This window comes from Caulobacter sp. 17J80-11, assembly GCF_014349105.1.
In the GTDB taxonomy this organism is placed as follows: Bacteria; Pseudomonadota; Alphaproteobacteria; order Caulobacterales; family Caulobacteraceae; genus 17J80-11.
This window is the reverse complement of sequence record NZ_JACSJI010000007.1, coordinates 14,235-34,955: the sequence shown is the minus strand read 5'-3', so window position 1 is coordinate 34,955 and position 20,721 is coordinate 14,235. Positions and strand designations below refer to the sequence as shown.

20 protein-coding genes and 1 pseudogene are annotated in these 20,721 nt (G+C 71.2%); 14 read left to right on the top strand and 7 right to left on the bottom strand.

Features of this window, described 5'->3' with window-relative positions; all coding sequences use genetic code 11:
• The first annotated feature begins 41 nt into the window (after positions 1–41).
• Both H8B08_RS09070 and H8B08_RS09065 read left to right on the top strand, forming a co-directional pair.
• A complete protein-coding gene (locus tag H8B08_RS09070) occupies positions 42–911 on the top strand; it encodes a LysR family transcriptional regulator (protein ID WP_187449873.1) in 870 nt (289 codons plus the stop codon).
• Between the two features lie 88 nt (positions 912–999).
• The gene (locus H8B08_RS09065; RefSeq protein WP_187449872.1) at positions 1,000–1,344 is read left to right on the top strand and encodes a hypothetical protein; all 345 of its coding nucleotides are present in this window, start codon (positions 1,000–1,002) and stop codon (positions 1,342–1,344) included.
• A gap of 7 nt (positions 1,345–1,351) precedes the next feature.
• Here the strand turns inward: H8B08_RS09065 and H8B08_RS19195 are convergent.
• Positions 1,352–1,440, bottom strand: a pseudogene (locus H8B08_RS19195) (hypothetical protein); the annotation flags it as partial.
• Positions 1,412–2,641 (bottom strand): TIGR03862 family flavoprotein, encoded by a 1,230-nt coding sequence (locus H8B08_RS09060; RefSeq protein WP_187449871.1) that lies wholly within the window; start codon positions 2,639–2,641, stop codon positions 1,412–1,414. The pseudogene H8B08_RS19195 and the gene H8B08_RS09060, both read right to left, overlap by 29 nt.
• A 93-nt stretch (positions 2,642–2,734) precedes the next feature.
• Between H8B08_RS09060 and H8B08_RS09055 the strand changes: the two genes are divergently transcribed.
• Positions 2,735–2,917: a DUF3606 domain-containing protein gene (locus H8B08_RS09055; RefSeq protein ID WP_111513858.1), complete on the top strand. Its 183-nt coding sequence runs from the start codon at positions 2,735–2,737 to the stop codon at positions 2,915–2,917.
• Positions 2,918–2,959: 42 nt separating this feature from the next.
• On the opposite strand, the gene H8B08_RS09050 is transcribed toward H8B08_RS09055, so the two are convergent.
• Positions 2,960–3,466 carry a DUF1993 family protein gene (locus H8B08_RS09050; RefSeq protein ID WP_187449870.1) on the bottom strand — a complete coding sequence of 169 codons (507 nt, stop codon included), beginning with the start codon at positions 3,464–3,466 and terminating at the stop codon, positions 2,960–2,962.
• Between the two features lie 196 nt (positions 3,467–3,662).
• Between H8B08_RS09050 and H8B08_RS09045 the strand changes: the two genes are divergently transcribed.
• The 7 genes from H8B08_RS09045 (at position 3,663) to H8B08_RS09015 (ending at position 10,145) form a co-directional block, all read left to right on the top strand.
• The gene (locus H8B08_RS09045; protein WP_187449869.1) at positions 3,663–4,025 is read left to right on the top strand and encodes a response regulator; all 363 of its coding nucleotides are present in this window, start codon (positions 3,663–3,665) and stop codon (positions 4,023–4,025) included.
• A 75-nt stretch (positions 4,026–4,100) separates the two neighbouring features.
• Complete coding sequence (locus H8B08_RS09040) at positions 4,101–4,748, top strand: DUF4129 domain-containing protein (RefSeq protein ID WP_370545445.1); 648 nt, start codon at positions 4,101–4,103, stop codon at positions 4,746–4,748.
• Entirely contained in the window at positions 4,745–5,989 is a 1,245-nt protein-coding gene (locus tag H8B08_RS09035; protein ID WP_187449868.1) for a DUF4350 domain-containing protein, read from the top strand. The genes H8B08_RS09040 and H8B08_RS09035 overlap by 4 nt, the downstream gene beginning before the upstream one ends.
• A gap of 22 nt (positions 5,990–6,011) precedes the next feature.
• Entirely contained in the window at positions 6,012–6,932 is a 921-nt protein-coding gene (locus tag H8B08_RS09030; RefSeq protein WP_187450007.1) for a MoxR family ATPase, read from the top strand.
• A gap of 4 nt (positions 6,933–6,936) precedes the next feature.
• Complete coding sequence (locus H8B08_RS09025) at positions 6,937–8,250, top strand: DUF58 domain-containing protein (RefSeq protein ID WP_187449867.1); 1,314 nt, start codon at positions 6,937–6,939, stop codon at positions 8,248–8,250.
• A 10-nt stretch (positions 8,251–8,260) separates the two neighbouring features.
• The gene (locus H8B08_RS09020; RefSeq protein WP_187449866.1) at positions 8,261–9,265 is read left to right on the top strand and encodes a stage II sporulation protein M; all 1,005 of its coding nucleotides are present in this window, start codon (positions 8,261–8,263) and stop codon (positions 9,263–9,265) included.
• Positions 9,252–10,145, top strand: coding sequence for an RDD family protein (locus H8B08_RS09015; RefSeq protein ID WP_187449865.1), 894 nt, complete (start codon positions 9,252–9,254; stop codon positions 10,143–10,145). The genes H8B08_RS09020 and H8B08_RS09015 overlap by 14 nt, the downstream gene beginning before the upstream one ends.
• On the opposite strand, the gene H8B08_RS09010 is transcribed toward H8B08_RS09015, so the two are convergent.
• From H8B08_RS09010 to H8B08_RS09000, 3 genes are all read right to left on the bottom strand, one after another.
• The gene (locus H8B08_RS09010) at positions 10,142–10,903 is read right to left on the bottom strand and encodes a glycerophosphoryl diester phosphodiesterase membrane domain-containing protein (RefSeq protein ID WP_187449864.1); all 762 of its coding nucleotides are present in this window, start codon (positions 10,901–10,903) and stop codon (positions 10,142–10,144) included. The two genes, H8B08_RS09015 and H8B08_RS09010, sit on opposite strands and share 4 nt — an antisense overlap.
• Positions 10,904–11,004: 101 nt before the next feature.
• Positions 11,005–11,799 carry a hypothetical protein gene (locus H8B08_RS09005; RefSeq protein WP_187449863.1) on the bottom strand — a complete coding sequence of 265 codons (795 nt, stop codon included), beginning with the start codon at positions 11,797–11,799 and terminating at the stop codon, positions 11,005–11,007.
• Between the two features lie 150 nt (positions 11,800–11,949).
• Positions 11,950–12,720 (bottom strand): hypothetical protein, encoded by a 771-nt coding sequence (locus H8B08_RS09000; protein WP_187449862.1) that lies wholly within the window; start codon positions 12,718–12,720, stop codon positions 11,950–11,952.
• Between the two features lie 131 nt (positions 12,721–12,851).
• Between H8B08_RS09000 and H8B08_RS08995 the strand changes: the two genes are divergently transcribed.
• The 4 genes from H8B08_RS08995 to H8B08_RS08980 all read left to right on the top strand — a co-directional run bounded on the left by H8B08_RS08995 (position 12,852) and on the right by H8B08_RS08980 (position 19,617).
• Positions 12,852–14,036, top strand: coding sequence for an NAD(P)/FAD-dependent oxidoreductase (locus tag H8B08_RS08995; RefSeq protein ID WP_187449861.1), 1,185 nt, complete (start codon positions 12,852–12,854; stop codon positions 14,034–14,036).
• Positions 14,037–14,278: 242 nt separating this feature from the next.
• On the top strand, positions 14,279–16,753 hold the full coding sequence (locus tag H8B08_RS08990; protein ID WP_187449860.1) for a zinc-dependent metalloprotease: 2,475 nt from the start codon (positions 14,279–14,281) through the stop codon (positions 16,751–16,753).
• 129 nt (positions 16,754–16,882) lie between these two features.
• Positions 16,883–18,658 (top strand): family 16 glycosylhydrolase, encoded by a 1,776-nt coding sequence (locus H8B08_RS08985; protein WP_187449859.1) that lies wholly within the window; start codon positions 16,883–16,885, stop codon positions 18,656–18,658.
• Positions 18,659–18,726: 68 nt separating this feature from the next.
• On the top strand, positions 18,727–19,617 hold the full coding sequence (locus H8B08_RS08980; RefSeq protein ID WP_222934387.1) for a glycoside hydrolase family 16 protein: 891 nt from the start codon (positions 18,727–18,729) through the stop codon (positions 19,615–19,617).
• 181 nt (positions 19,618–19,798) lie between these two features.
• On the opposite strand, the gene H8B08_RS08975 is transcribed toward H8B08_RS08980, so the two are convergent.
• On the bottom strand, positions 19,799–20,680 hold the full coding sequence (locus H8B08_RS08975; protein ID WP_187449858.1) for an alpha/beta fold hydrolase: 882 nt from the start codon (positions 20,678–20,680) through the stop codon (positions 19,799–19,801).
• Positions 20,681–20,721: the final 41 nt, after the last annotated feature.

The following is a 20,721-nucleotide window of genomic DNA, read 5'->3' as shown; positions in this document are numbered from 1 at the left end:
TGATAACTGGGACGAGCCATTAGATTTTCTAAGACGTCGTCGTGACCCGCCCTCACCTGCCGCTGAACGCGCTGCGCGCCTTCGAGGCCTCGGCCCGCCACCTCAGCTTCACCCGCGCCGCCATCGAGCTGTGCGTCACCCAGGCCGCGGTGAGCCACCAGGTGAAGGGGCTGGAGGAGCGGCTGGGCGCGGCCCTGTTCCGTCGTCTGCCGCGCGGACTGGCCCTGACCGACGAGGGGCTGGCCCTGCTGCCGACGCTGCGCGACGCCTTCGACCGCATGGGAGACCTGGTCGCCCGCTTCGAGGCCGGCCAAGTGCGCGAGGTGCTGACCGTCGGCGCGGTCGGCACCTTCGCGGTCGGCTGGCTGCTGCCGCGCCTGCCGGCCTTCCACGACGCGCATCCGTTCGTGGACCTGCGGCTGATGACCAACAACAACCGCGTCGACCTGGCCGCCGAGGGCCTGGACTGCGCCATCCGCTTCGGCGACGGGGCCTGGCACGGCACCGAGGCGGTCGAGCTGTTCGACGCGCCGATGACGCCGCTGTGCACCCCGGCCCTGGCCGAGCGCCTGCGCCAGCCGTCCGACCTGGCTGCCGAAACCTTGCTGCGCTCCTACCGCGCCGACGACTGGCCCGACTGGTTCGCCGCCGCGAACGTGCCCTGCCCGCCGGTGCGCGGGCCGGTGTTCGATTCGTCCTGGGTGATGGTCGAGGCCGCCCAGCTCGGCACCGGCGTGGCCCTGGCCCCGCCCGCCATGTTCGAGCGCGACCTGACCCGCGGCCGGCTGGTGCGGCCGTTCGCAACCCAGGTGTCGACCGGCCGCTACTGGCTGACCTGGCTGAAATCACGCGCGCCCTCGCCGGCCATGCGCGCCTTCCAGGCCTGGCTGGCGGAGGCGTCCGCCGCCTGACCTGCGACGTCCCGCCGCACCCGCGGACCCGCCTTGCGCGCACGGCGTTATCCCTGCGAGCCACCCGGCTTACGTACAGGGTCCCCGCATGAGCACCGCCGACGAGTTCCGCGCCCACGCCGAGCACATGGAGCGCCTGGCCCGCAGCGCCCGCACCGACGCCGAGCGCGAAGTGTTCATGGGCTTCGCCACCACCTGGCGGCAACTGGCGGACGAGTCCGATTACGGCCGCCGGCGGCTGGCCGAGCCCCCGCCGCATCCGACCCGCACCCAGTACCTGACCCACGCGGTGGAAATGGAAGAACGCGCCAAGGCCGCCAAGACCGGCGAGGAACGCGAGCTGTTCCGCGACTTCGCCGCCCGCTGGCGCCAGCTGGCCGATGAGCTGTCCGCCCACGCCCGCGGCGTGGCGGAGACGCGGCCGCGGCACTGACGCGGGCCCGCCCTCGTCCTTCGACAGGCTCAGGATGAGGGCTACTGTGGCGGCGCAGTCGAGATCCTCATCCTGAGCTTGTCGAAGGACGAGGATTTCGCAGCGCGGCCCGCGCCGCCCACACGCCCGTCGCGAAGCTGGCCTGCAGCAGGTAGCCGCCGGTCGGCGCCTCCCAGTCCAGCATTTCGCCCGCGACGTAGACGTCCGGCAGGGCACGCAGCATCAGCTCGTGGTCGACCGCGGCGAAATCAATCCCGCCCGCGCTGGAGATGGCGCGGTCCAGGCTCTGAACGCCGCTCAGCACCACGGGCGTCGCCTTGATCCGGCGCGCCAGTTCGGTCGGGTCGGCCGGGATCTCGCCGGCCTCGCGCAGCAGGCCGGCCGCCGCCGGCGACAGGTGCGCCGCCTTGCGCAGGAAGTTGGACAGGGACTGCCCCGCGCGCGGACGCGAAAGCCGTTCGGCCAGGCGCTCCAACGGCAGGTCGGGGCGCAGGTCGATCTCCAGCACCGCCCGCCCGTCGCGCTCGACGGCGTCGCGCAAGGGCGCCGACAAGGCGTAGACCGCCCCGCCCTCGATGCCGTAGCGGGCCAGCATGGCCTCGCCCTTCACCGTGCGCCCGCCGAACGACAGGGCCACGTTCTTCAGCGGCTCGCCGGCGAAGCGGTCCTTGAACACCGGGCTCCAGGCCACGTCGAAGCCGCTGTTGGCCGGCCGGAACGGCTGAACCGGCACGCCGCGCTCGGCCAGCACGCCGGCCCAGGCGCCGTTGGACCCCAGGCCCGGCCAGCTGGCCCCGCCTAAAGCCAGGATCGTGGCGTCCGGCCGAACCGTTTCGATCGCGCCGGCCTCGGTGCGGAAGCGAAGCGCCCCCTCGGCGTCCCAGCCCAGCCAGTCGCGCCGGGTGCGAATTTCCACGCCCAGCTCGGCCAGCCGCGCCAGCCAGGCCCGCAACAGGGGCGAAGCCTTCAGCGCCTTGGGAAACACCCGCCCGCTGCTCCCCACGAAGGTGGGTTGGCCCAGCCCCTCGGCCCAGGCGACCAGGTCGGTCGGCGCGAAAGCCTCCAGCATCGGGCGCAGCCGCTCGGCGGCCGGCCCGTAGCGGCCGACGAAGGCCTCGAACGGCTCCGAGTGGGTCAGGTTGAGCCCGCCGCGGCCGGCCATCAGGAGCTTGCGCCCAGTTGTGGGCATCCGTTCGAACACCGTCACCCGCGCCCCGGCCGAGGCCAGGGTCTCGGCCGCGATCAGGCCGGCGGGGCCGGCGCCGACCACAGCGACGGAAGGGCGGTGATCGCTCATGCGGCCGCCCTACGCGGCTGGACCCGCCGGGCTGTTCGCAGTACGTGGCGCGACGGCTCGCCGACGCGGGCCGAACCGGGTCTGGAGGCGAAGATGGCGGGGCTGAAGGACAAGCGTGGGTTCATCGACAAGGAACGGCTCGACCTGTCGGAGCGCCAGGCCGTCGAATACTGGATGAAACGCTGGGGCGTGACCCGCGAGCAGATCACCGCCGCGCACCGCAAGGTCGGCCGCCTGACCAAGGACATCGCCGCCGAACTCGGCAAGAAGCGCTGACGGAGCGGCGATCGGATCGCCGCCCCGCGCCCCTCGCCTGGATCAGGCCACGCCCAGGAAGTCTTTCTTACCGATCTCCACGCCGTTGTGGCGCAGGATCGCGTAGGCGGTCGTGCAGTGGAAATAGAAGTTCGGCATGGCCTGCATCAGCAGGTAGGTCTGGCCCTTCACCACGCTGGTCTGGCCGCGGCGCACCAGGGTGATGTCGCGCTCTTCCGAGCCGTCGACGTCGGCGGCCGGGATGCTCTCGAGGAAAGCGACGGTCTTGGCGATGCGCGCCTTCAGCTCGTCGAAGCTCGCTTCGTTGTCTTCGTAGGCCGGCGGCTCCTGACCGGCCAGGCGCGCGACGCAGCCCTTGGCGAAGTCGGCGGCGATCTGCACCTGGCGGGTCAGCGGGAACATGTCGGGGAACAGCCGCGACTGCAGCAGGACGGCCGGCTCGATGTTGCGCGCGGCCGCGTGGGCGGCGGCCTTGTCGAGCACGCCGGCGAGGCCCTTCAGGCCCTGGATGAAGACGGGCGCAGAGGCCTGATGCATGGAAAGGGACATGGGAGCTCCGAAGGTCCGAACGACTCGCCCGGCCCTTCTACAGGGCGCTCACGCCGCCCGCGACGGTTACCTTTGATCACAAGCTGCGGCGCGGGACTCCGCTGGGCGTCCGATTGTGTCATTATGAGCAAACCGGCCGAGACGTCTGGGGCGTCCGCACGGCCGGACCTGTGAGGCGAAAGTGCCTGAGTGCGCAGTGAAGACGGTGCTCGTCGTCGACGACGAGGCCCTGATCCTCGACCTGATCGCAACCGCCCTCGAGGAGGCCGGCTACCGCGTCCTGCGCGCCGCTCACGGCATCAAGGCGATGGACGTGCTGGCGGCCGAGCGCCCGGACCTGATCGTCACCGACTACATGATGCCGCTGATGAACGGCCAGGAACTGGCCGTCGCCGTCCGCTCCGACCCGCAGCACATCGCCCTGCCGATCATCCTTCTCAGCGGCGCCCAGAGCTTCCTGGCGCGCGGCCGTCGCGACCTGTTCGACGCGGTGTTCGAAAAGCCGTTCGACGTCGACGAACTGACCGCCGAAGTCGCCAACCGCATCGGCGCCGCCTGAACCACCTCGCCCGCGAAGCTTAACTGTGGCGCAACGTCCGCGTGTGCTATCAGCGGCGCCGGGGGACAGTGAATCGTGGCGTCGGCGTCTCAGGTGAAACAGGGTGCGGTTCAGGGGGACGCGGTCGCGCGGGCCCATGAACAGATGCTCGCCGACAAGTCGCTGCAGTTCGACCTGAAAGGGTTCGACCCGCCGAAAGTCCCTGAATGGCTGCAGTGGCTGGGCGAGCTCTTTCGCGCGCTGGCCCCGGTCCTGAAAGTGCTGTTCTACGTCGGCCTGGCGGCCGGGGTCGGCCTGATCCTGTACTTCGTGGGCCGCGAGCTGATCCGCCTGCACTGGGGCGGCCGGGGCAAGGTCCTGGTCCTGAACAAGGGCGAGCCCGCCGTCGAATGGCGCCCCGACGCGGCCGTGGCGCGCACCCTGCTGGAGGACGCCGACCGCCTGGCCGGCGAGGGCCGGTTCGCGGAGGCCGTGCGCCTGCTGCTGTTCCGCAGCATCGAAGACATCCAGGGCCGCCGCCCGCATGCGGTGAAGCCGGCCCAGACCACCCGGGACATCGCCGCGCTGGACGCCCTGCCCGCCTCCGCGCGCCCGGCCTTCGCCAAGATCGGCGAGGCGGTGGAGCGCAGCTTCTTCGGCGGCCGCCCGGTCGACGCCGAGACCTTCGCCGACTGCCGCCAGGCCTACGAAGCCTTCGCCCTGCCCGGGGGCTGGAGCGCATGAGCGAGGCGGTCCTGAACACGCCGGCTGCCGGCGCGCGCCGGGGCGCCTTCTCGCCGGTCACCGTGCTGTGGCTGGTGCTGGTCGGGGTCTTCACCCTGTCGGCGCTGGGCGTGCTGTCGGCCTATGCGCCGGACCTGCGCAAGGGCGACGACGGTGGGGCGCACGCCCTGTCGACCTCGGCGGTCGGCTACGCCGGGGCGGTGAAGATGCTGCGCCTGCGGGGCCAGCCGGTCGTGGTCAGCCGCGGCGCCCTGCCCGACGACGCCGAGGGCCTGCTGATCCTCACCCCGACCGAGGCGCACGACGCCAAGGCCCTGAACGAGATCGACTACGACGGGACCGTGCTGGTCGTCCTGCCCAAGTGGCGCACCGCGCCGGAGCCGCTGCACCGGGGCTGGGTGCGCGCCGTCGAGAAGATCGACCCCGGCGTGCTGACCAAACGCCTGCTGAAGGACCTGGCGCCGGGCAGCAAGGTCGAGCGCCGCAAGGGCAAGGCCCGCCCCCGGCTGGGCGAGACCGGCCAGGCCCTGGGCGCCCCGCTCGGCGAGATCGAGGACTTGCAGACCCTCTCAGGGGCCGGCTGGGCGCCGGTGCTGGTGGACGAGACCGGCCGCGCCGTTCTGGCCCGGCAGAAGAACGGCGGCGTCTACGTCCTGGCCGATCCCGACCTGCTGAACACCCACGGCCTGCGCGATCTGGCCACGGCCCGGGAGGCGATGGCGATGATCGATTACCTGCGCGCCGGCGACGGCGGCCCGGTCGTGTTCGACGCCACCCTGCACGGCTTCAAGCGGCCGCGCAGCGTGCTCCGCCTGGCGCTGGAGCCGCCGTTCCTGGGCGTGACCCTGTGCGCCCTGGCCGTGGCTCTGCTGGTCTCGCTGCAGGCCTTCGCCCGCTTCGGCCCGGTGCGGGTCGCCGGCCGTTCGCTGGCGCTGGGCAAGCAGGCCCTGGCCGACAACACCGCCGCGCTCATCCGCATGGCCGGGCGCGAGCACCGCATGGCCGCGCCCTACGCGCTTCTGATCCGCGCCGCCGTCGTGCGCGCGGTCGGCGCGCCCCGCAACCTGAGCGGAGACGAACTGGACGCCTTCCTCGACCGGCTGAGCAAGCTGGGCGGGGCCAGCCACGGCTACACCGAACTGGCGGGCGAAGCGCGCGCGGCGCGCACGCCGGCCGATCTGATGCGGGTCGCCCGCAAACTGCACCTTTGGAGACTGGAGATGACGCGTGAACGTCGCTGACGTGAAGGACCTGGCCGGCCGCATGCGCGCCGAGATCGCCAAGGCCGTGGTCGGGCAGGCCGACACCGTGGACCTGATGCTGACCGCCCTGTTCGCCGGCGGCCACGTCATGCTGGAAGGCCCGCCCGGCACCGCCAAGACGCTCCTTGCGCAGAGCTTCGCTCGCACGCTGGGGCTGGACTACGGCCGCATCCAGTTCACGCCGGACCTCATGCCGGGCGACATCATCGGCACCAACCTGTTCAACTTCCAGACCAGCACCTTCACCCTGACCAAGGGCCCGGTGTTCGTCGACCTGCTGCTGGCCGACGAGATCAACCGGACGCCGCCGAAGACCCAGGCCGCCCTGCTGGAAGCCATGCAGGAACGGACGGTCACCATCGACGGCCAGGGCCATCGGCTGAGCGAGCGCTTCACCGTCATCGCCACCCAGAACCCGATCGAGCAGCAGGGCACCTATCCCCTGCCCGAGGCCCAGCTGGACCGCTTCCTGTTCAAGCAGACCCTGGCCTATCCGGGGCTTGAGGAGGAGCGCGCCATCGTCGCCGCCCACGGCGCGCGCACCGGCTCGCCCGATCCGGTGGCGCTGGGCGTCACGCCCGTGGTGGGCGCGGCCGACCTGGCCGTGGCCGTGAAGGCCGTCGCCGACGTGCGCCTGACCGACGAGGTGGTCGGCTATGTCGTCGACCTGGTCCGCGCCACCCGCGAAAGCGCCGACCTGGAGTCCGGCGCCTCGCCGCGCGCCGCCGCCATGCTGGCCGTGGGCGCCCGCGCCCGCGCCGCCCTGCAGGGCCGCGACTACGTCATCCCCGACGACGTGAAGGCCCTGGCCCTGCCGGCGCTCCGCCACCGGGTGATCCTGTCGCCGGCCGCCGAGATCGAGGGCCGCAAGGTCGACCAGGCGATCGCCGCCCTGGTCGAGCAGGTCGCCGCGCCCCGGTGATCTGGTGATCTACCCCACCCGCCGCGCCGTCATCCTGGCCGCCGTCGGCGCGCCCGCAGCCATGCTGCTGGGCGTGCTGGCGCCTGGCCTGTGGCTGGTCGGTCCGGGCTGGATCGCGCTGACAGCCGGCCTGCTGCTGGCCGACGCCGCCCTGTCGGCCCGGCGCGGGGCGCTGGCGCTCGAACTGACCGCGCCGACCAACGTCGGCGTGGGCACGACCGAGCCCCTGCCGGTGGCCGCCCGCTTCGCCAAGGGCCCGGCGCCGCAGTCGGTGGAGCTGGCCCTGGAAGCCGATCCGCGCCTGGGCGCCCGGCCCGGTCGGCTGACCGCCGAGGTCGCGGACGGCGCCGCGCGCGGGCTGTTCGAACTGGCCCCCGCCCGTCGCGGCGAGGCGGTCATGCAGAAGCTGTGGGTGCGCTGGCGCGGGCCGCTGGGCCTCATCTGGAAGCAGACCGTCGAGACCATCGACGCCGTCGTGGCGGTCACCCCCGACGTCCAGGGCGTGAAGAACGAGGCCGTGCGCCTGTTCGCGCGCGACGCCATGTTCGGCGTGAAGGTGCAGATCGACACCGGCGACGGGGCCGAATTCCACGCCCTGCGCGACTTCCAGACCGGCATGGACCGCCGCGCCGTCGACTGGAAGCAGTCGGCCCGCCACTCGATCCTGCTGGCCAAGGAGTTCCGCACCGAGCGCAACCACCACATCGTCGTGGCGCTGGATACCGGCCGGCTGATGTGCGAGCCGCTGGCCGGCCTGCCGCGCGTCGACCGCGCCCTGAACGCCGCCCTGCTGCTGGCCTATGTCAGCCTGCGCATGGGCGACCGGGCCGGCCTGCACGCCTTCGACGCCAAGCCGCGGCTGACGACCGGCGCGGTGGCGGGGGTCGGCGCCTTCCCGCTGCTGCAGCGGATGGCGGCCAAGCTCGACTATTCGGCCGAGGAGACCAACTACACGCTGGGCCTCACCGCCCTGTCCGGCTCGCTGGAGCGCCGCTCGCTGGTCGTGGTGTTCACCGACTTCGCCGACGCCACCAGCGCCGAGCTGATGATCGAGAACATCGCCCGGTTGCTGCGCCGCCACCTGGTGCTGTTCGTGGTGCTGCGCGACGAGGAGCTGGAGGCGCTGGCCCGCGCCGAGCCGCACGAGCCGGAAGACGTCTCGCGCGCGGTCACCGCCGCCGCCCTGCTGCACGAGCGCGACAAGGTGATCGCGCGGCTCCGCCGCATGGGCGTGCACGTGGTCGACGCGCCGGTCGAACGGGTCGGGCCGGCGCTCCTGAACGCCTACCTGGACCTGAAGCGCAGGGACCTGCTGTGAGGAGGACGCCGTGGCCGAGCTGCAGCTGAAGAGCTGGCGCTTCCGGGTCGAGCGCGAGGACGACTGGCGTCGCCTCGAGGCCCTGCTGCGCAAGGCGGAAAGCAAGTCGGCCAGCGCCCTGACCGACGAAGAGATCCTGGCCATGCCGGTGCTGTACCGCTCGGCCCTGTCGTCGCTGTCGGTGGCGCGCGCCACCTCGCTGGACCGCGGGCTGGTCGAGTATCTCGAGAACCTGTCCACCCGGGCCTACTTCTTCGTCTACGGCGCGCGCTCCACCCTGGGTTCGCGGCTCCAAAGCTTCTTCGCCCGCGACTGGCCGCGGACCATCGCCGGCCTGTGGCGCGAGACCCTGGCCTCCTTCGCCCTGCTGGCGATCGGAGTGATCGCCGGCTACGTGCTGACCGGCCAGGATCCGGACTGGTTCTACTCGTTCATCCCGGCCGGGATGGCCGGCGGGCGCGATCCCACCGCCTCGACCGAGTCTTTGCGCGCCACCCTCTACGGCGCCGACCACGACGGCCTGTCGGTGTTCGCCACCTTCCTGTTCACCCACAACGCCCAGGTCGCCCTGCTGGCCTTCGCGCTGGGCTTCGCCTTCTGCCTGCCCTCGGCCCTGCTGGTCGCCTACCAGGGCGCGACCCTGGGCGCCTTCGTCTGGCTGTTCGTCAACCGCGGCCTGGGCTTCGAGGCGATCGGCTGGCTGGCGATCCACGGGGTGACCGAGCTGTTCGCCATCGTGTTGGCGGGCGCGGCCGGCATCCGCATCGGCTGGGCCACAGCCTTCCCCGGCGAGCGGCCGCGGCTGGAAGCGGCGGCTGCGGCCGGCAAGACCGCGGGCGTCGCCATGGGCGGCGTGGTGGCCATGCTGTTCGTCGCCGGCATGCTTGAGGGCTTCGGCCGCCAGCTGATCACCCTGGACCTGGCCCGCTACGGCGTCGCCGCCGCCACGGCGGTCATGTGGGGGCTTTACTTCTACTGGCCGCGTCGCCGGGAGGCGCTCGATGGCGCGCGCTGAAGCGATCCGCAAGCCGGGTGGCGACGCGCCCCTGGTGCGCGAGCTGATCACGCCGGAGGGCGTCGACCTGCGGCTCCAGCTGGGCGACGCCGGCCAGCGCGCGTCCGCCTTCCTGCTGGACGGCGCCTTCATCGTCCTGGCCCTGATCGTCATGACCATCGCCGCGATCGGCGCCGCCATCGCCTCGGGCTTCAAGGAGGCCGGCGCCGAGGTGGCCCTGATCGTCTGGCTGCTGGGCGCCTTCCTGCTCCGCAACGCCTACTTCCTGGCCTTCGAGCTGACGCCGCGGGCCGCCACGCCCGGCAAGCGGATCATGGGTCTGCGGGTGGCCGCGCGCGACGGCGGCCGGCTGACCGCCGACGCCGTCTTCGCCCGCAACGCGCTGCGCGAACTGGAGGTGTTCCTGCCCATGTCGGTGCTGGCCGCTCAGGCGCAGAGCGGCGACGTCGAGGGCTGGATGTGGCTGCTGGCCCTGATCTGGAGCTGCATCTTCGTCTTCATGCCGCTGTTCAACCGCGACCGCCTGCGTTGCGGCGACCTGGTGGGCGGCACGTGGGTGGTGCGCACGCCCAAGCGCAAGCTGGAACAGGACCTCGCCGACGACGCCTTGCTGCGCCTGAAGCGCTTCGCCTTCAGCCCGGCCCAGCTGGACGCCTACGGGGTGAAGGAACTGCACGTGCTGGAGGATGTCCTGCGCGTGCGCCACCGCGCCACCATGGCCGAGGTGGCCGGCCGTATCCGCCGCAAGATCGCGTGGGTGGCCGCTCCCGCCGAGGACGACGAGGACTTCCTGAACGCCTACTACGCCGCGCTCCGCGGCCGGCTGGAGGCGCGCCTTCTCATGGGCAAGCGCCGCGCCGACAAGCACGACAAAAGCTAGTCGAACGCGGCGGCCAGCGCCTCGACGCCCTCGCCTTCCCGGGCGGTTTTCAGCTCATGGTAGATCGTCGCGACCATCACGGAGCTGATCACGGCGAACAGCGCCGCGAACAACGGTCCGATCAGGTTCTTGAGCAAGGCCAGCGTCGCGGCCTCGTACGCCACGCCGAAAAGCCCGACGACAAGCGAACAGACCACAAACACCACGCAACCGAAGGCCAGGAACAGGAGCAGCGTCCCGAGGACAGCCCAGCGGCGTCCCTCGGTGAGCTTCGCACTTCGCGCAAGACTGGCCCGAACGCCGCGCCTCTCGACGACGAGCGCCGGGACCGCCGCCATCCACATCAGCGCCAGCACAAGGCCGGGGACGAGCAACAGCAGGCCGGCGAGCGCCAGGGCGACGACAACGACCAGCGCCAGCCCGATCGCCGGCAGCAGGCGCTCAGTCCCGGCTCGCAGGCTTCGTCCCCAGGAGCTGCGGTCTCCGCGCAGATCCTCCACCGCGCCGTGGACCAGCGCGGCCTGCAACAGCACGCCGGCGAGCAGGATCAACGCGCTGCCACCGAACGTCACGACGACCAGCAAGGTCTGGTCGCCCCCGATCAGCTGGGCGCGCAGCGTCCCCCACAACACCCGCGGCGCAAAGCTGAGCAGCCCCGCCAGCAGGACATAGGTGATCGCGTTTCGCCGCAAGGTCGCGAACACTCGGCGCACCACGCGCGTGATCTCGTAGCGCCCCGGCTGGATAATCGCACTCACACTCAGCCCCCAGAATGAAAACGCCGGCCTTAGGGGCCGGCGCTACGCGTTACTCGAACTCGCCCGCGCAAGTGCGCCGGCCCGAAGGCCGGCGCTTCGCGTCAGTCGAACACCGAGGCCAGGGCCTCGGCGCCGACGCCTTCCTTCGTCGAGCGCAGCTCGTAATAGATCACCGCGCCACCGGCCGTGCCGACCAGCGAGACCAGGCCCATCACGACCTGCTGCACGAGCAGGTTCACGATGACCCCGACGGACCCCAGGGCGAGGCCGATGATCCCCCCGATGGCGCCCGACACCAGGGTGACCAGCCAGATGGCCACGAGGTAGGCCACCATCAGGCCGAAGATCATCCAGCGGGAGCCCTCGGTCAGCCGCGCGCTGCGGCCGAACGCGGCGAAGACGCCGGTGCGCTCGACGACCAGCACCGGCGTCGCGACGCACCAGAGGACCGCCAGGATGACCCCCGGGACGATCAGCAGCATCGAAGCCGCGCCGATCGCGAGGGCCGACAGCAGGGCCAGCCCAATCACAGGCAGAAGGCGGTTCAGCCCCGTGCTGAGCGCGGCCCCGAACGTCACAGGCTTGCCGTTCAGATCCGCCACCGTGCCATGCACGAGGGCGGTCTGCAGGACCGCGCCACAGATCATGGCCACGACCATGCCCAGCATCATCTTCGGGATGGCCCCGAGCATGGCGCCCGGGTCGGCCACGCCGCTCTGCGCCGCCGCCATGACTTTCGCATACGTGAACAAGGCGAACAGAACCTGCGGCAAGATGCTCAGGACCAGCGCCAAACCAATGAACACCGTGAGGTTTCGGCTCAGGACGCTGAAGGTCCGTTGCACCACCCGCCCCATGTCGAAGCGCCCGACGCCGTCCGCTGTAACAGCCACCATCTCAATCCCCCGTCATCACAACTGCACCGGCCCGACGCCGGCGCGGGAAACTCAAGCCCAGTCGTCTTAGATCGCCCCCCGCGGCGGACAGCCCGCTCAGCGACGGAAATGCGCCGAACACGGCCGAAGACCGCGCCGGCGCAGGCCTCGTCAATCGAACACCGAGGCCAGGGCTTCGACGCCCACGCCTTCCTTGACCGCACGCAGTTCGCAGTAGATCGCCGCGCTCCCAGCCGAGCCGACCAGCGAGGTGACGACCGTGATCGCCGCCATGACCAGCGCCTGGACGATCGTCACGCCACCGGTCTGGCCCGAAACCACGCCGCCAGCGGCGAGCCCCATCGACAGGCCGATGACCACGATGGAATAGACGGCGATCAGGCCGAACACCGGCCAGCGGCTGCCCTTGGTCAGACGGCCACTGCGCGACAAGCTCTCGCCGACGCCCTTGTTCTCCATCACCACGGCGGGGACGGCCACCGCCCAGGCGGCCATCAGCATGCAGCCCGGAACGATCAGCAGCAGGAAGGCCAGCCCGAGCCCCAGGCCCATTACGATCGCCAGGCCGAACAGGGCCAGGAAGTTGCGCAGGCCGACCTGCACGGCCGCTTCGAGCGAGGGCTTCTTTCCGTTCAGATCCTTGACGGTGCAGTAGATGATCGCCGCCTGCAGGGTGTAGCTGCAGACCGTGGTGACCACCCACCCGACGATGCTGACCATGACGTTGGTGAAGCTCGCACCCTCGGTGCGCACTTGCTGGCCACCCAGCGTCACGACCAGATAGGGAAGCGCGCCGAACACTACGGCCAGTCCGCAGAACGGGACCAGATTGCGCCGGATCACCCCGAAGGTGCGCCGCACCACCCGGGCCATGTCGAAGCGCCCGGCCGGGCCCTCCGCGAAGAGTTCAGCCGCAACCATCTGATTCCCCCTACTCACTTGCCCCGACGCTAGCACGCAACTTGAGCGTGCGTGTTAATGCGCGCCGTTGACCGGGCGCCGGCCTGTCGATACGGCCCACCCTCGGCGGGGCGCCCAGGGACGCGAGCGTTTTGACTTCCTACGACGTGGTGGTGATCGGCGCGGGCGCGGCCGGGATGATGTGCGCGGCCGAGGCGGGCAAGCGCGGCCGCCGGGCGCTGATCGTCGACCACGCCGACAAGCCGGGCGAGAAGATCCGCATCTCGGGCGGCGGGCGCTGCAACTTCACCAACCTGCGCGCCAGCCCGGCCCAGTTCCTGTCGGCCAACCCGCGCTTCTGCATCTCGGCGCTCAGCCGCTACACCCAGCACGACTTCCTCAAGCTGGTCGAACGCTATGGCATCGCCTGGCACGAGAAGACGCTCGGCCAGCTGTTCTGCGACGACAGCGCAAAGCAGATCATCGACATGATGCTGGCCGAGATGCGCGCCGGCGGCGTGGAGCTGCGGCTGGGCACGTCGGTGACCCGCGTCGCCAAGGCCGACGACGGCTTCGAGGTGTCGCTGTCCAGCGGCCAGGTCCGCTGCCGTTCGCTGGTGGTCGCCACCGGCGGCAAGTCGATCCCCAAGATGGGCGCGACCGGCTTCGGCTACGACCTGGCCCAGTACTTCGGCCTGCGCCTGGTCGAGACCCGCCCGGCGCTGGTCCCCCTCACCTTCGAGGTCGGCCTGCTGGAGCGGCTCAAACCCCTGGCCGGCGTGGCGGTCGATCCGACGGTGATCGGGGCCGGCAAGACCCGGTTCGAAGAGGCCATGCTGTTCACCCACCGGGGCCTCAGCGGCCCGGCGGTGCTGCAGATCTCCTCCTACTGGCGCGAGGGCCAGGAGATCGTCGTCGACATGGCGCCCGGCGTCGACCTGTTCGAGGCGCTGCGCGCCGCCCGGCGAGAGCGCGCCCGCCAGGCCCTGGTCACCGTGCTGTCCGACCGCCTGCCCCGGCGCCTGGCCCAGCACGTCGTCGAGACCGAAGACGCCGCCACGGGCAATGTCGGCGACCTGTCCGACAAGGTGCTGCGCCGCGTCGCCGACGCCGTGAACGCCTGGCGCGTGAAGCCGGTGGGTTCGGAGGGCTATCGCACCGCCGAGGTGACGCTGGGCGGGGTCGACACGCGCGACCTCGATTCCAAGACGATGGCGGCGCGCGACGTGCCCGGCCTGTATTTCATCGGCGAGGTGGTCGACGTGACCGGCTGGCTGGGCGGCTACAATTTCCAGTGGGCCTGGTCGTCCGGCTGGGTGGCCGGGCAGACGGTCTAGCGCCGGCGCCCATGCAATCCCCGTCATCCCGGAAAGCGCGCAGCGCTTATCCGGGACCCAGCAGGCTCTAGCTCAACGCTGCGCGTGTCGGCCTGCAACAAGCGTCGCGCTTGCTGGGTCCCGGCTCTCCGCTGCGCTTCGCTCCGCTACGGCCGGGATGACGGAAAGCTTTGCACCGTCCCCGGAGCATTTGCCGCGCGCCCCTCGACTCGCTAGCGTCGCCGCAGTCGGGGAGCCTACCAATGAACACCAAAACCCTGCTCGCCGCGTGCGCGAGCGTTCTGGCCTTGTCGATGGCCGCGCCGGCCTTCGCCGCGGACGCGCCCAAGCCCTTCGCCGAAGTGGTGAAGGACATGAAGGCCGAGGTCGGCCTGCTGCCGGTCTACGTGGACGCCAAGCAGGGCAAGATCCTGCTCTCCCTGCCCAAGCCCGACGCCCAGGGCGTCTCGGCCAAGTACCTCTACTTCACCGCGCTGCGCACGGGCCTGGGCTCCGCGCCGGTGGGCCTGGACCGCGCCAAGACCAGCGACGCCCAGGTGCTGGTGTTCCGCCGCGTCGGCAAGAAGGTCGTCGCCGAGCTGGAGAACCCGCGCTTCCGCGCCGCCAACGCGCCCGCCGACGAGCAGGCCGCCGCACGCGACGCCTTCGCCTACTCCACCCTGTGGGCGGGCGAGGTCGTGTCGGAGAACCCCGACGGCCGGCTGCTGGTCGACATCTCCAGCTTCCTGAACCGCGACGCCATGGGCGTGGCCGACACGCTGAAGCAGGCCGGCGAGAACGGCTGGAAGATGGTCGGCGACCTGACCATGGCCGATCCCTCGGCCGTGAAGGTCTTCCCGGAGAACCTGGAGTTCGAGGCGCGCCAGACCTTCGCCTCCGACACCCCCGGACCTGAGGTGCGCAACATCGCGCCCGATCCGCGCCAGATCACCCTGGTGGTGCGCCACTCTCTGGTGAAGCTGCCCGACGACGGCTACCAGCCGCGCCGCTTCGACCCGCGCGCCGGCGGCTTCTCCACCCAGGTGCTGGACTACGCCGCACCGCTGGGCCAGCCGATCGTGCAGGACTTCGCCAACCGCTTCCGCCTGGAGAAGACCGATCCAAAGGCCGCGCGCTCGACGGTGAAGAAGCCGATCGTCTTCTACGTCGACCGCTCCGCCCCTGAGCCGATCCGCTCGGCCCTGGTCGAGGGCGCGGCCTGGTGGGCCAAGGCGTTCGAGGACGCCGGCTATATCGACGCCTTCAAGGTCGAGGTGTTGCCCGAGGGCGTCGACCCGCTGGACGTTCGCTACAACGTCATCAACTGGGTCAACCGCGCCACCCGCGGCTGGTCCTACGGCCAGAGCCTGGTCGACCCGCGCACCGGCGAGATCGTCAAGGGCTCGGTGCTGCTGGGCTCGCTGCGCGTGCGCCAGGACATGCTGATCTTCGAAGGCCTGGTCGGCGCCGACAAGGTCGGGACCGGCGGCCCGAACGATCCGGTGCAGGTGTCGCTGGCCCGCATCCGCCAGCTGTCCGCCCACGAGACCGGCCACGCCATCGGCCTGGCCCACAACTTCGCGGCTTCCACCCAGGGGCGCGCGTCGGTGATGGACTACCCCGCCCCGCGGCTGAACGTGAAGGACGGCGAGATCGACCTGTCGGACGCCTACGGCGTCGGCGTCGGCCGCTGGGACGACTTCGCCATCGACTGGCTGTACGGCGACGCGCCCGAGGCCCAGCAGCCGGCCAAGGCGCTGGCCGGCGTGAAGGAAGGCCTGCGCTACATCAGCGACTCCGACTCGCGGGCGGCCTCGACCGGCCAGCCGTACGGCAGCATCTGGGACGACGGCACGGACCCGGCCGCCGAGCTGTCGCGCATGATGGACGTGCGCAAGACAGCCCTGGCCCGCTTCGGCGTGAACGCGCTCCATACGAACGAGCCGGCGGCCAACCTGCGCCGCAAGTTCGTGCCGATCTGGCTGGTGCACCGCTACCAGGTCGAGGCCGCGGCCAAGCTGGTGGGCGGCGTCGACTACGCCTACGCGGTCAAGGGCGACGGCCGCGAGAGCGCCCGCGCCGTCCCGGCCGCCGACCAGCGCAAAGCCCTGGCCAGCCTGCTCGACACCCTGAAGCCCGAGGCGCTGGACGTGCCGGAGGCGATCGTGCCGCTGCTGTCGTCGGGCTGGTCCGGCGCCTATGACCGCCAGTTCGACATCGAGATCTTCCGCACCGCGGGCGAAGGCGTGTTCGACCCGCTGGCGGCCTCGGAAGCCGCCGCCAACCAGACGCTGAACGCCCTACTCGCGCCCGAGCGCCTGAACCGCGCCGCCGACCAGCACCGCCGCGACGAGACTTCGCCGGGGGCGGACGAGATCGTCCAGAAGCTGATCGACGCGACCTTCGCCGCGCCGTCCGGCGAGCCGCACCGCCTCGGCGACGTGCGCCGCCGCGTCGCCCGCCAGGCCGCCCTGCAGCTGGCCGCGGCCAGCCGCGACACCGACCTGGCCGCCGGCGTCTCGGCCGACATCGACCAGCGCCTGCACGAGCTGGCCGGCAAGCTGGCCAAGCGCGGCGGCGACCCGGCCGAGCGCGCGTGGGCGCAGAGCCTGTCGCGCCTGCTCTCCGACCGCGAGGCGCTGGACGCCGCCCTGAAGGACCAGGCCAAGGCTCGCGTCCCGGTCCCGCCGGGCATGCCGATCGGCGCCGGCGAGGCTGACTGGATGGGCGACCTCTAACACGCGGCGGCGCCTCAGTATTTTCTCCGGAGATCTCCGCAAGGGAACGAACCTCACCCCCTACGGGTCATGCTGTTCGCTCGCGCGTGCTCGCGTCCAGTTCACGGCCGCGCGGTCGGAGAGCTGTAAATGCCCGACCTCGCCCCGACCGAGTACGCAGACGATCCCCCGCAGTCGAGCCGCCCCAGCAGCAATCGCGTCGAAGGCAGCTCCGCCGCCGAAACCTTGACCGGCACGCCCGGCGACGACGCCATGATCGGCCGGGGCGGCGGCGACGTCCTTTACGGCGGCGCGGGGGACGACGTGTACACCCTCGAGAGCGGCGGCGACGTCGTCGTCGAAGCCGCCGGAGAAGGTGTCGACACGGTCAACATCGCCTGGTCCTACGTCCTTCCCGACGGCGTCGAGAACCTCGTCCAGTGGGGCTGGTCCGCCAGCGCCCAGGGCAACGCGCGCGCGAACCTCATGCTCGCCTATGGCGGCGATCAAGTCCTGAACGGGCTCGGCGGCGACGACGTCCTCACGGGCGGCGACGGTTCGGACGTCTTCGTGGTCGACCCCGGCGCCGGGCGCGACACGATCAGCGATTTCGCCGGCGGCGCCGACAAGGTGCGGCTCACCGGAGCGGCGATCTGCAATTTCAGCCAGGTCCAGGCCGCGATGACCCAGGTCGGTGCGGACGTCGTGCTGGACCTGGGGGCGGACCAGAGCGTCACCTTCCGCAACCATCAGATCGCCGACTTCCAGCCGCAAGACTTCCAGCTGCCGGTCGATTTCAGCCAGATGAGCCTGACCTTCGACGACGAGTTCGACGCCTTCGACCGGCGCGTCGACTGGTCCGGTCCCGGCGTCTGGAACACCACCTTCGGCCCGGGCCGCGCGTTCGACACCCGCACCCTGCCCGGCAACGCCGAGAAGCAGTACTACATGGATCCGGAGTTCGCCGGCTCCGGCGCGGCGCCGCTCGGCGTCAATCCGTTCTCCGTAGCCGACGGCGTACTGACCATCACGGCCCAGCCCGCCTCACCCGAAGTCCAAGCGGCGATCGGAGGGTACGACTACACCTCGGGCCTGATCGACACCCGCGACACCTTCAGCCAGCTCTACGGCTATTTCGAAATGCGCGCCGCCGTGCCGGCCGGTCAGGGCCTGTGGCCCGCGTTCTGGCTGTTGCCGCAGGGCGGGGGCTGGCCGCCCGAGCTAGACGTGGTGGAGATCTTCGGGTCGCAGCCGCAGGTCGCGCACACGGCGGCGCATTCGAACGCTTCCGGAGCGCACACCGCCGACTACAGCGCCAGCGACGTTCAAGGCGATCCGGCCGGGTTCCACACCTACGGGGCCCTTTGGGAGGCCGACAAGCTCGTCTGGTACGTCGACGGCGTCGAGGTGGCCCGGACGGCGACGCCGGCCGACATGCACCAGCCCATGTACATGCTGGCCAACCTGGCGGTGGGCGGGACCTTGCCCGGCGATCCGGACGCGACGACCCCGTTTCCGGCGCAGATGCGGATCGACTACATCCGCGCGTACAGCCTGAACGGCGGCACGGCCGGGGGCGCGACCGAGGCCGCGGACGTCCTGCTCGGCGGCGCGAGCCACGACCGCATCAACGGCCAGGGCGGCGACGACCGGATCGAGGGCGGCGGCGGCGACGACGTGCTGGACGGCGGCGCCGGGGCGGATCTCATGGTCTTCGGCCCGGCCTCCGCGGCGGACGTCGTGTATCACTTCCAGCCGGGCCAGGACCGCCTGGACTTCGGCGGATACCAGGCCGCCGGCCTCGCCCCGACCGTCGCCCAGGACGGCGCCGACGTGGTGTTCAGCTTCGCCGACGGAGCCACGGTGACGTTGAAATTCATCGCCCTCGCCGCCCTGACGGCCGCCGATGCGTGGCACTGGAGCTGATCACGCCCCGGTCGCACGGAACGATCAGACCCTCCCAACGGTCTAGCCGGGGTCCACGGAGCTCCAGCTTGGCCGACGTCCGCACGCGTATCGCTAGCCTGATCTTCACCGCCGCCGCCGCCCTGCTCGCCGGCGGCTCGAGCTGCGGCGCGCAGAGCGCGGTTGATCGCGGGCGCATGACCCTGACCTTCGACGACGAGTTCGACCGGTTCGACCGGCGGGCCGACTGGAGCGGGTCGGGCGTGTGGAACACCACCTTCGGGCCGGGCCGGGCCTTCGACACCCGCACCCTGCCCAACAACGCCGAGAAGCAAGTCTACATGGACGTCGACTTCGCCGGGGCCGCCAAGGCGCCGCTGGAGGTCGATCCGTTTTCGGTGAAGGACGGCGTGCTGACCATCACCGCCGAACCGTCGACCCGAGAGGTGAAGGCGGCGACCGGCGGCTACGGCTACACCTCGGGCCTGATCAACACGCGCGACACCTTCAGCCAGCAGTACGGCTACTTCGAAATGAGGGCCCGGCTGCCGGCCGGTCAGGGCCTGTGGCCGGCCTTCTGGCTGCTGCCCCAGGCCGGCGGCTGGCCGCCCGAGATCGACGTCATGGAGGTGCTGGGCAACGAGCCCGGCACGGTCCACACCTCGACCCACTCGAAGGGCCCCGGCGCCAACGTCACCGAGCACGCCGCCACCAAGGTGGCCGACACCTCGCAGGGCTTCCACACCTACGGCGTCCGCTGGGACGCGGCGGAGATCGTGTGGTACGTCGACGGCCGCGAGGTGTTCCGCACCGACACACCCCACGACATGCACCAGCCCATGTACCTGCTGGCCAACCTGGCCGTCGGCGGCAAATGGCCCGGCGACCCCGACGCCGGCACGCCGTTCCCGGCCAGGATGCAGATCGACTACATCCGCGTGTACCAGTTCAAGGCGGCGAAGAGCGGGGCCGGCCGCTAGCGCCCTTCTCCCCTTGCGGGAGAAGGTGGCCGGCGGAGCCGGCCGGATGAGGGGGGCACGCGCGCCGCTCACCGTCTGAAAAGCAATCGGCGCCACGATCCGAGACCGCGGCGCCGACACCCCTCATCCGACGCGCTCCGCGCGCCACCTTCTCCCGCAAGGGGAGAAGGAACTCAGTGACCTACTTCCCGCCAAGGAACGCGCTCACCTCGTCGGCGAACACCTTGGGCTGGTCGAACATGATGAAGTGGTCGCTGTCGGGGATCCGCTTCAGGGTCGCGGCCGGAAGGTTCACGAACGAGGCCTTGTAGAAGCCCTCCATCTGGGCGTCGGTGACCGGCGCGTTGTTGCCGCGCACGAAGAGCACGGTCAGCGGCGCGCTGATCGACTTCAGCTCCGGGCGCAGGTCGGTGAGGATCAGCTCGGCGAAGGCGCGGGCCGACACGTCCGGATCGCTGGCCTTGGCGTCGGCCAGGGCCATAGGACGCATGTCGACCGTGCGTATCATGCCCGCGATGGTGGCGTCCAGGCTGGCGGCGCGCTGGGCGTCGTTCGCTTCGGCCATGGCCTTGCGGATCCGCTCGGCGGTCGGCTTCAGGGTCTCGGGCGTCGAGCCAGGCGGGCCGAACATGGCGCCCATGAACGGCAGCATGTCGACGACCATCACCTTGCTGACCTCGTCCGGGTGACGGGCCGCGACCATCATGGCCATGGTGCCGCCCATCGAGTGGCCGATCACGGCCGGCTTCTTCAGGTGCCGCTCGGAGATGTAGCGGGCGATCTCCTCGGCGGCCGGGGCGGCGACGTCGCCGGTCGCGGCGCCGTCGACCGGCGCGCCGGCGAAGCCGTTCAGCTGGACCAGGTGGAAGCGGTAGCCCGGGTGCGCCTTGACCGTCTGCTCCCACACCTTGGGCGAGGACGACAGGCCCGGGATCAGCACGACGTCGGGGCCTTCGCCCACCGTGGTGACGATGATGCGGTCGCTCTTGAACGGCGCCTTGGCCTGCGCCGGCGCGGCCACGGCGACGACGGCGGCCAGCGCCAGGGTCAGCATACGAAACATGAGGGCTCCTCCCCGCGCGGCCGCCCCTGCGTCCGCGTCAT

Excerpts from the sequence above, each read along its gene's own strand:
- H8B08_RS09065 (WP_187449872.1), top strand. The coding sequence starts at position 1,000 with ATGAGCACCGCCGACGAGTTCCGCGCCCACGCCGAGCACATGGAGCGC.
- H8B08_RS09060 (WP_187449871.1), bottom strand. The coding sequence starts at position 2,641 with ATGAGCGATCACCGCCCTTCCGTCGCTGTGGTCGGCGCCGGCCCCGCC.
- H8B08_RS09055 (WP_111513858.1), top strand. The coding sequence starts at position 2,735 with ATGGCGGGGCTGAAGGACAAGCGTGGGTTCATCGACAAGGAACGGCTC.
- H8B08_RS09050 (WP_187449870.1), bottom strand. The coding sequence starts at position 3,466 with ATGTCCCTTTCCATGCATCAGGCCTCTGCGCCCGTCTTCATCCAGGGC.
- H8B08_RS09035 (WP_187449868.1), top strand. The coding sequence starts at position 4,745 with ATGAGCGAGGCGGTCCTGAACACGCCGGCTGCCGGCGCGCGCCGGGGC.
- H8B08_RS09030 (WP_187450007.1), top strand. The coding sequence starts at position 6,012 with ATGCGCGCCGAGATCGCCAAGGCCGTGGTCGGGCAGGCCGACACCGTG.
- H8B08_RS09015 (WP_187449865.1), top strand. The coding sequence starts at position 9,252 with ATGGCGCGCGCTGAAGCGATCCGCAAGCCGGGTGGCGACGCGCCCCTG.
- H8B08_RS09005 (WP_187449863.1), bottom strand. The coding sequence starts at position 11,799 with ATGGTGGCTGTTACAGCGGACGGCGTCGGGCGCTTCGACATGGGGCGG.
- H8B08_RS09000 (WP_187449862.1), bottom strand. The coding sequence starts at position 12,720 with ATGGTTGCGGCTGAACTCTTCGCGGAGGGCCCGGCCGGGCGCTTCGAC.
- H8B08_RS08990 (WP_187449860.1), top strand. The coding sequence starts at position 14,279 with ATGAACACCAAAACCCTGCTCGCCGCGTGCGCGAGCGTTCTGGCCTTG.
- H8B08_RS08985 (WP_187449859.1), top strand. The coding sequence starts at position 16,883 with ATGCCCGACCTCGCCCCGACCGAGTACGCAGACGATCCCCCGCAGTCG.
- H8B08_RS08975 (WP_187449858.1), bottom strand. The coding sequence starts at position 20,680 with ATGTTTCGTATGCTGACCCTGGCGCTGGCCGCCGTCGTCGCCGTGGCC.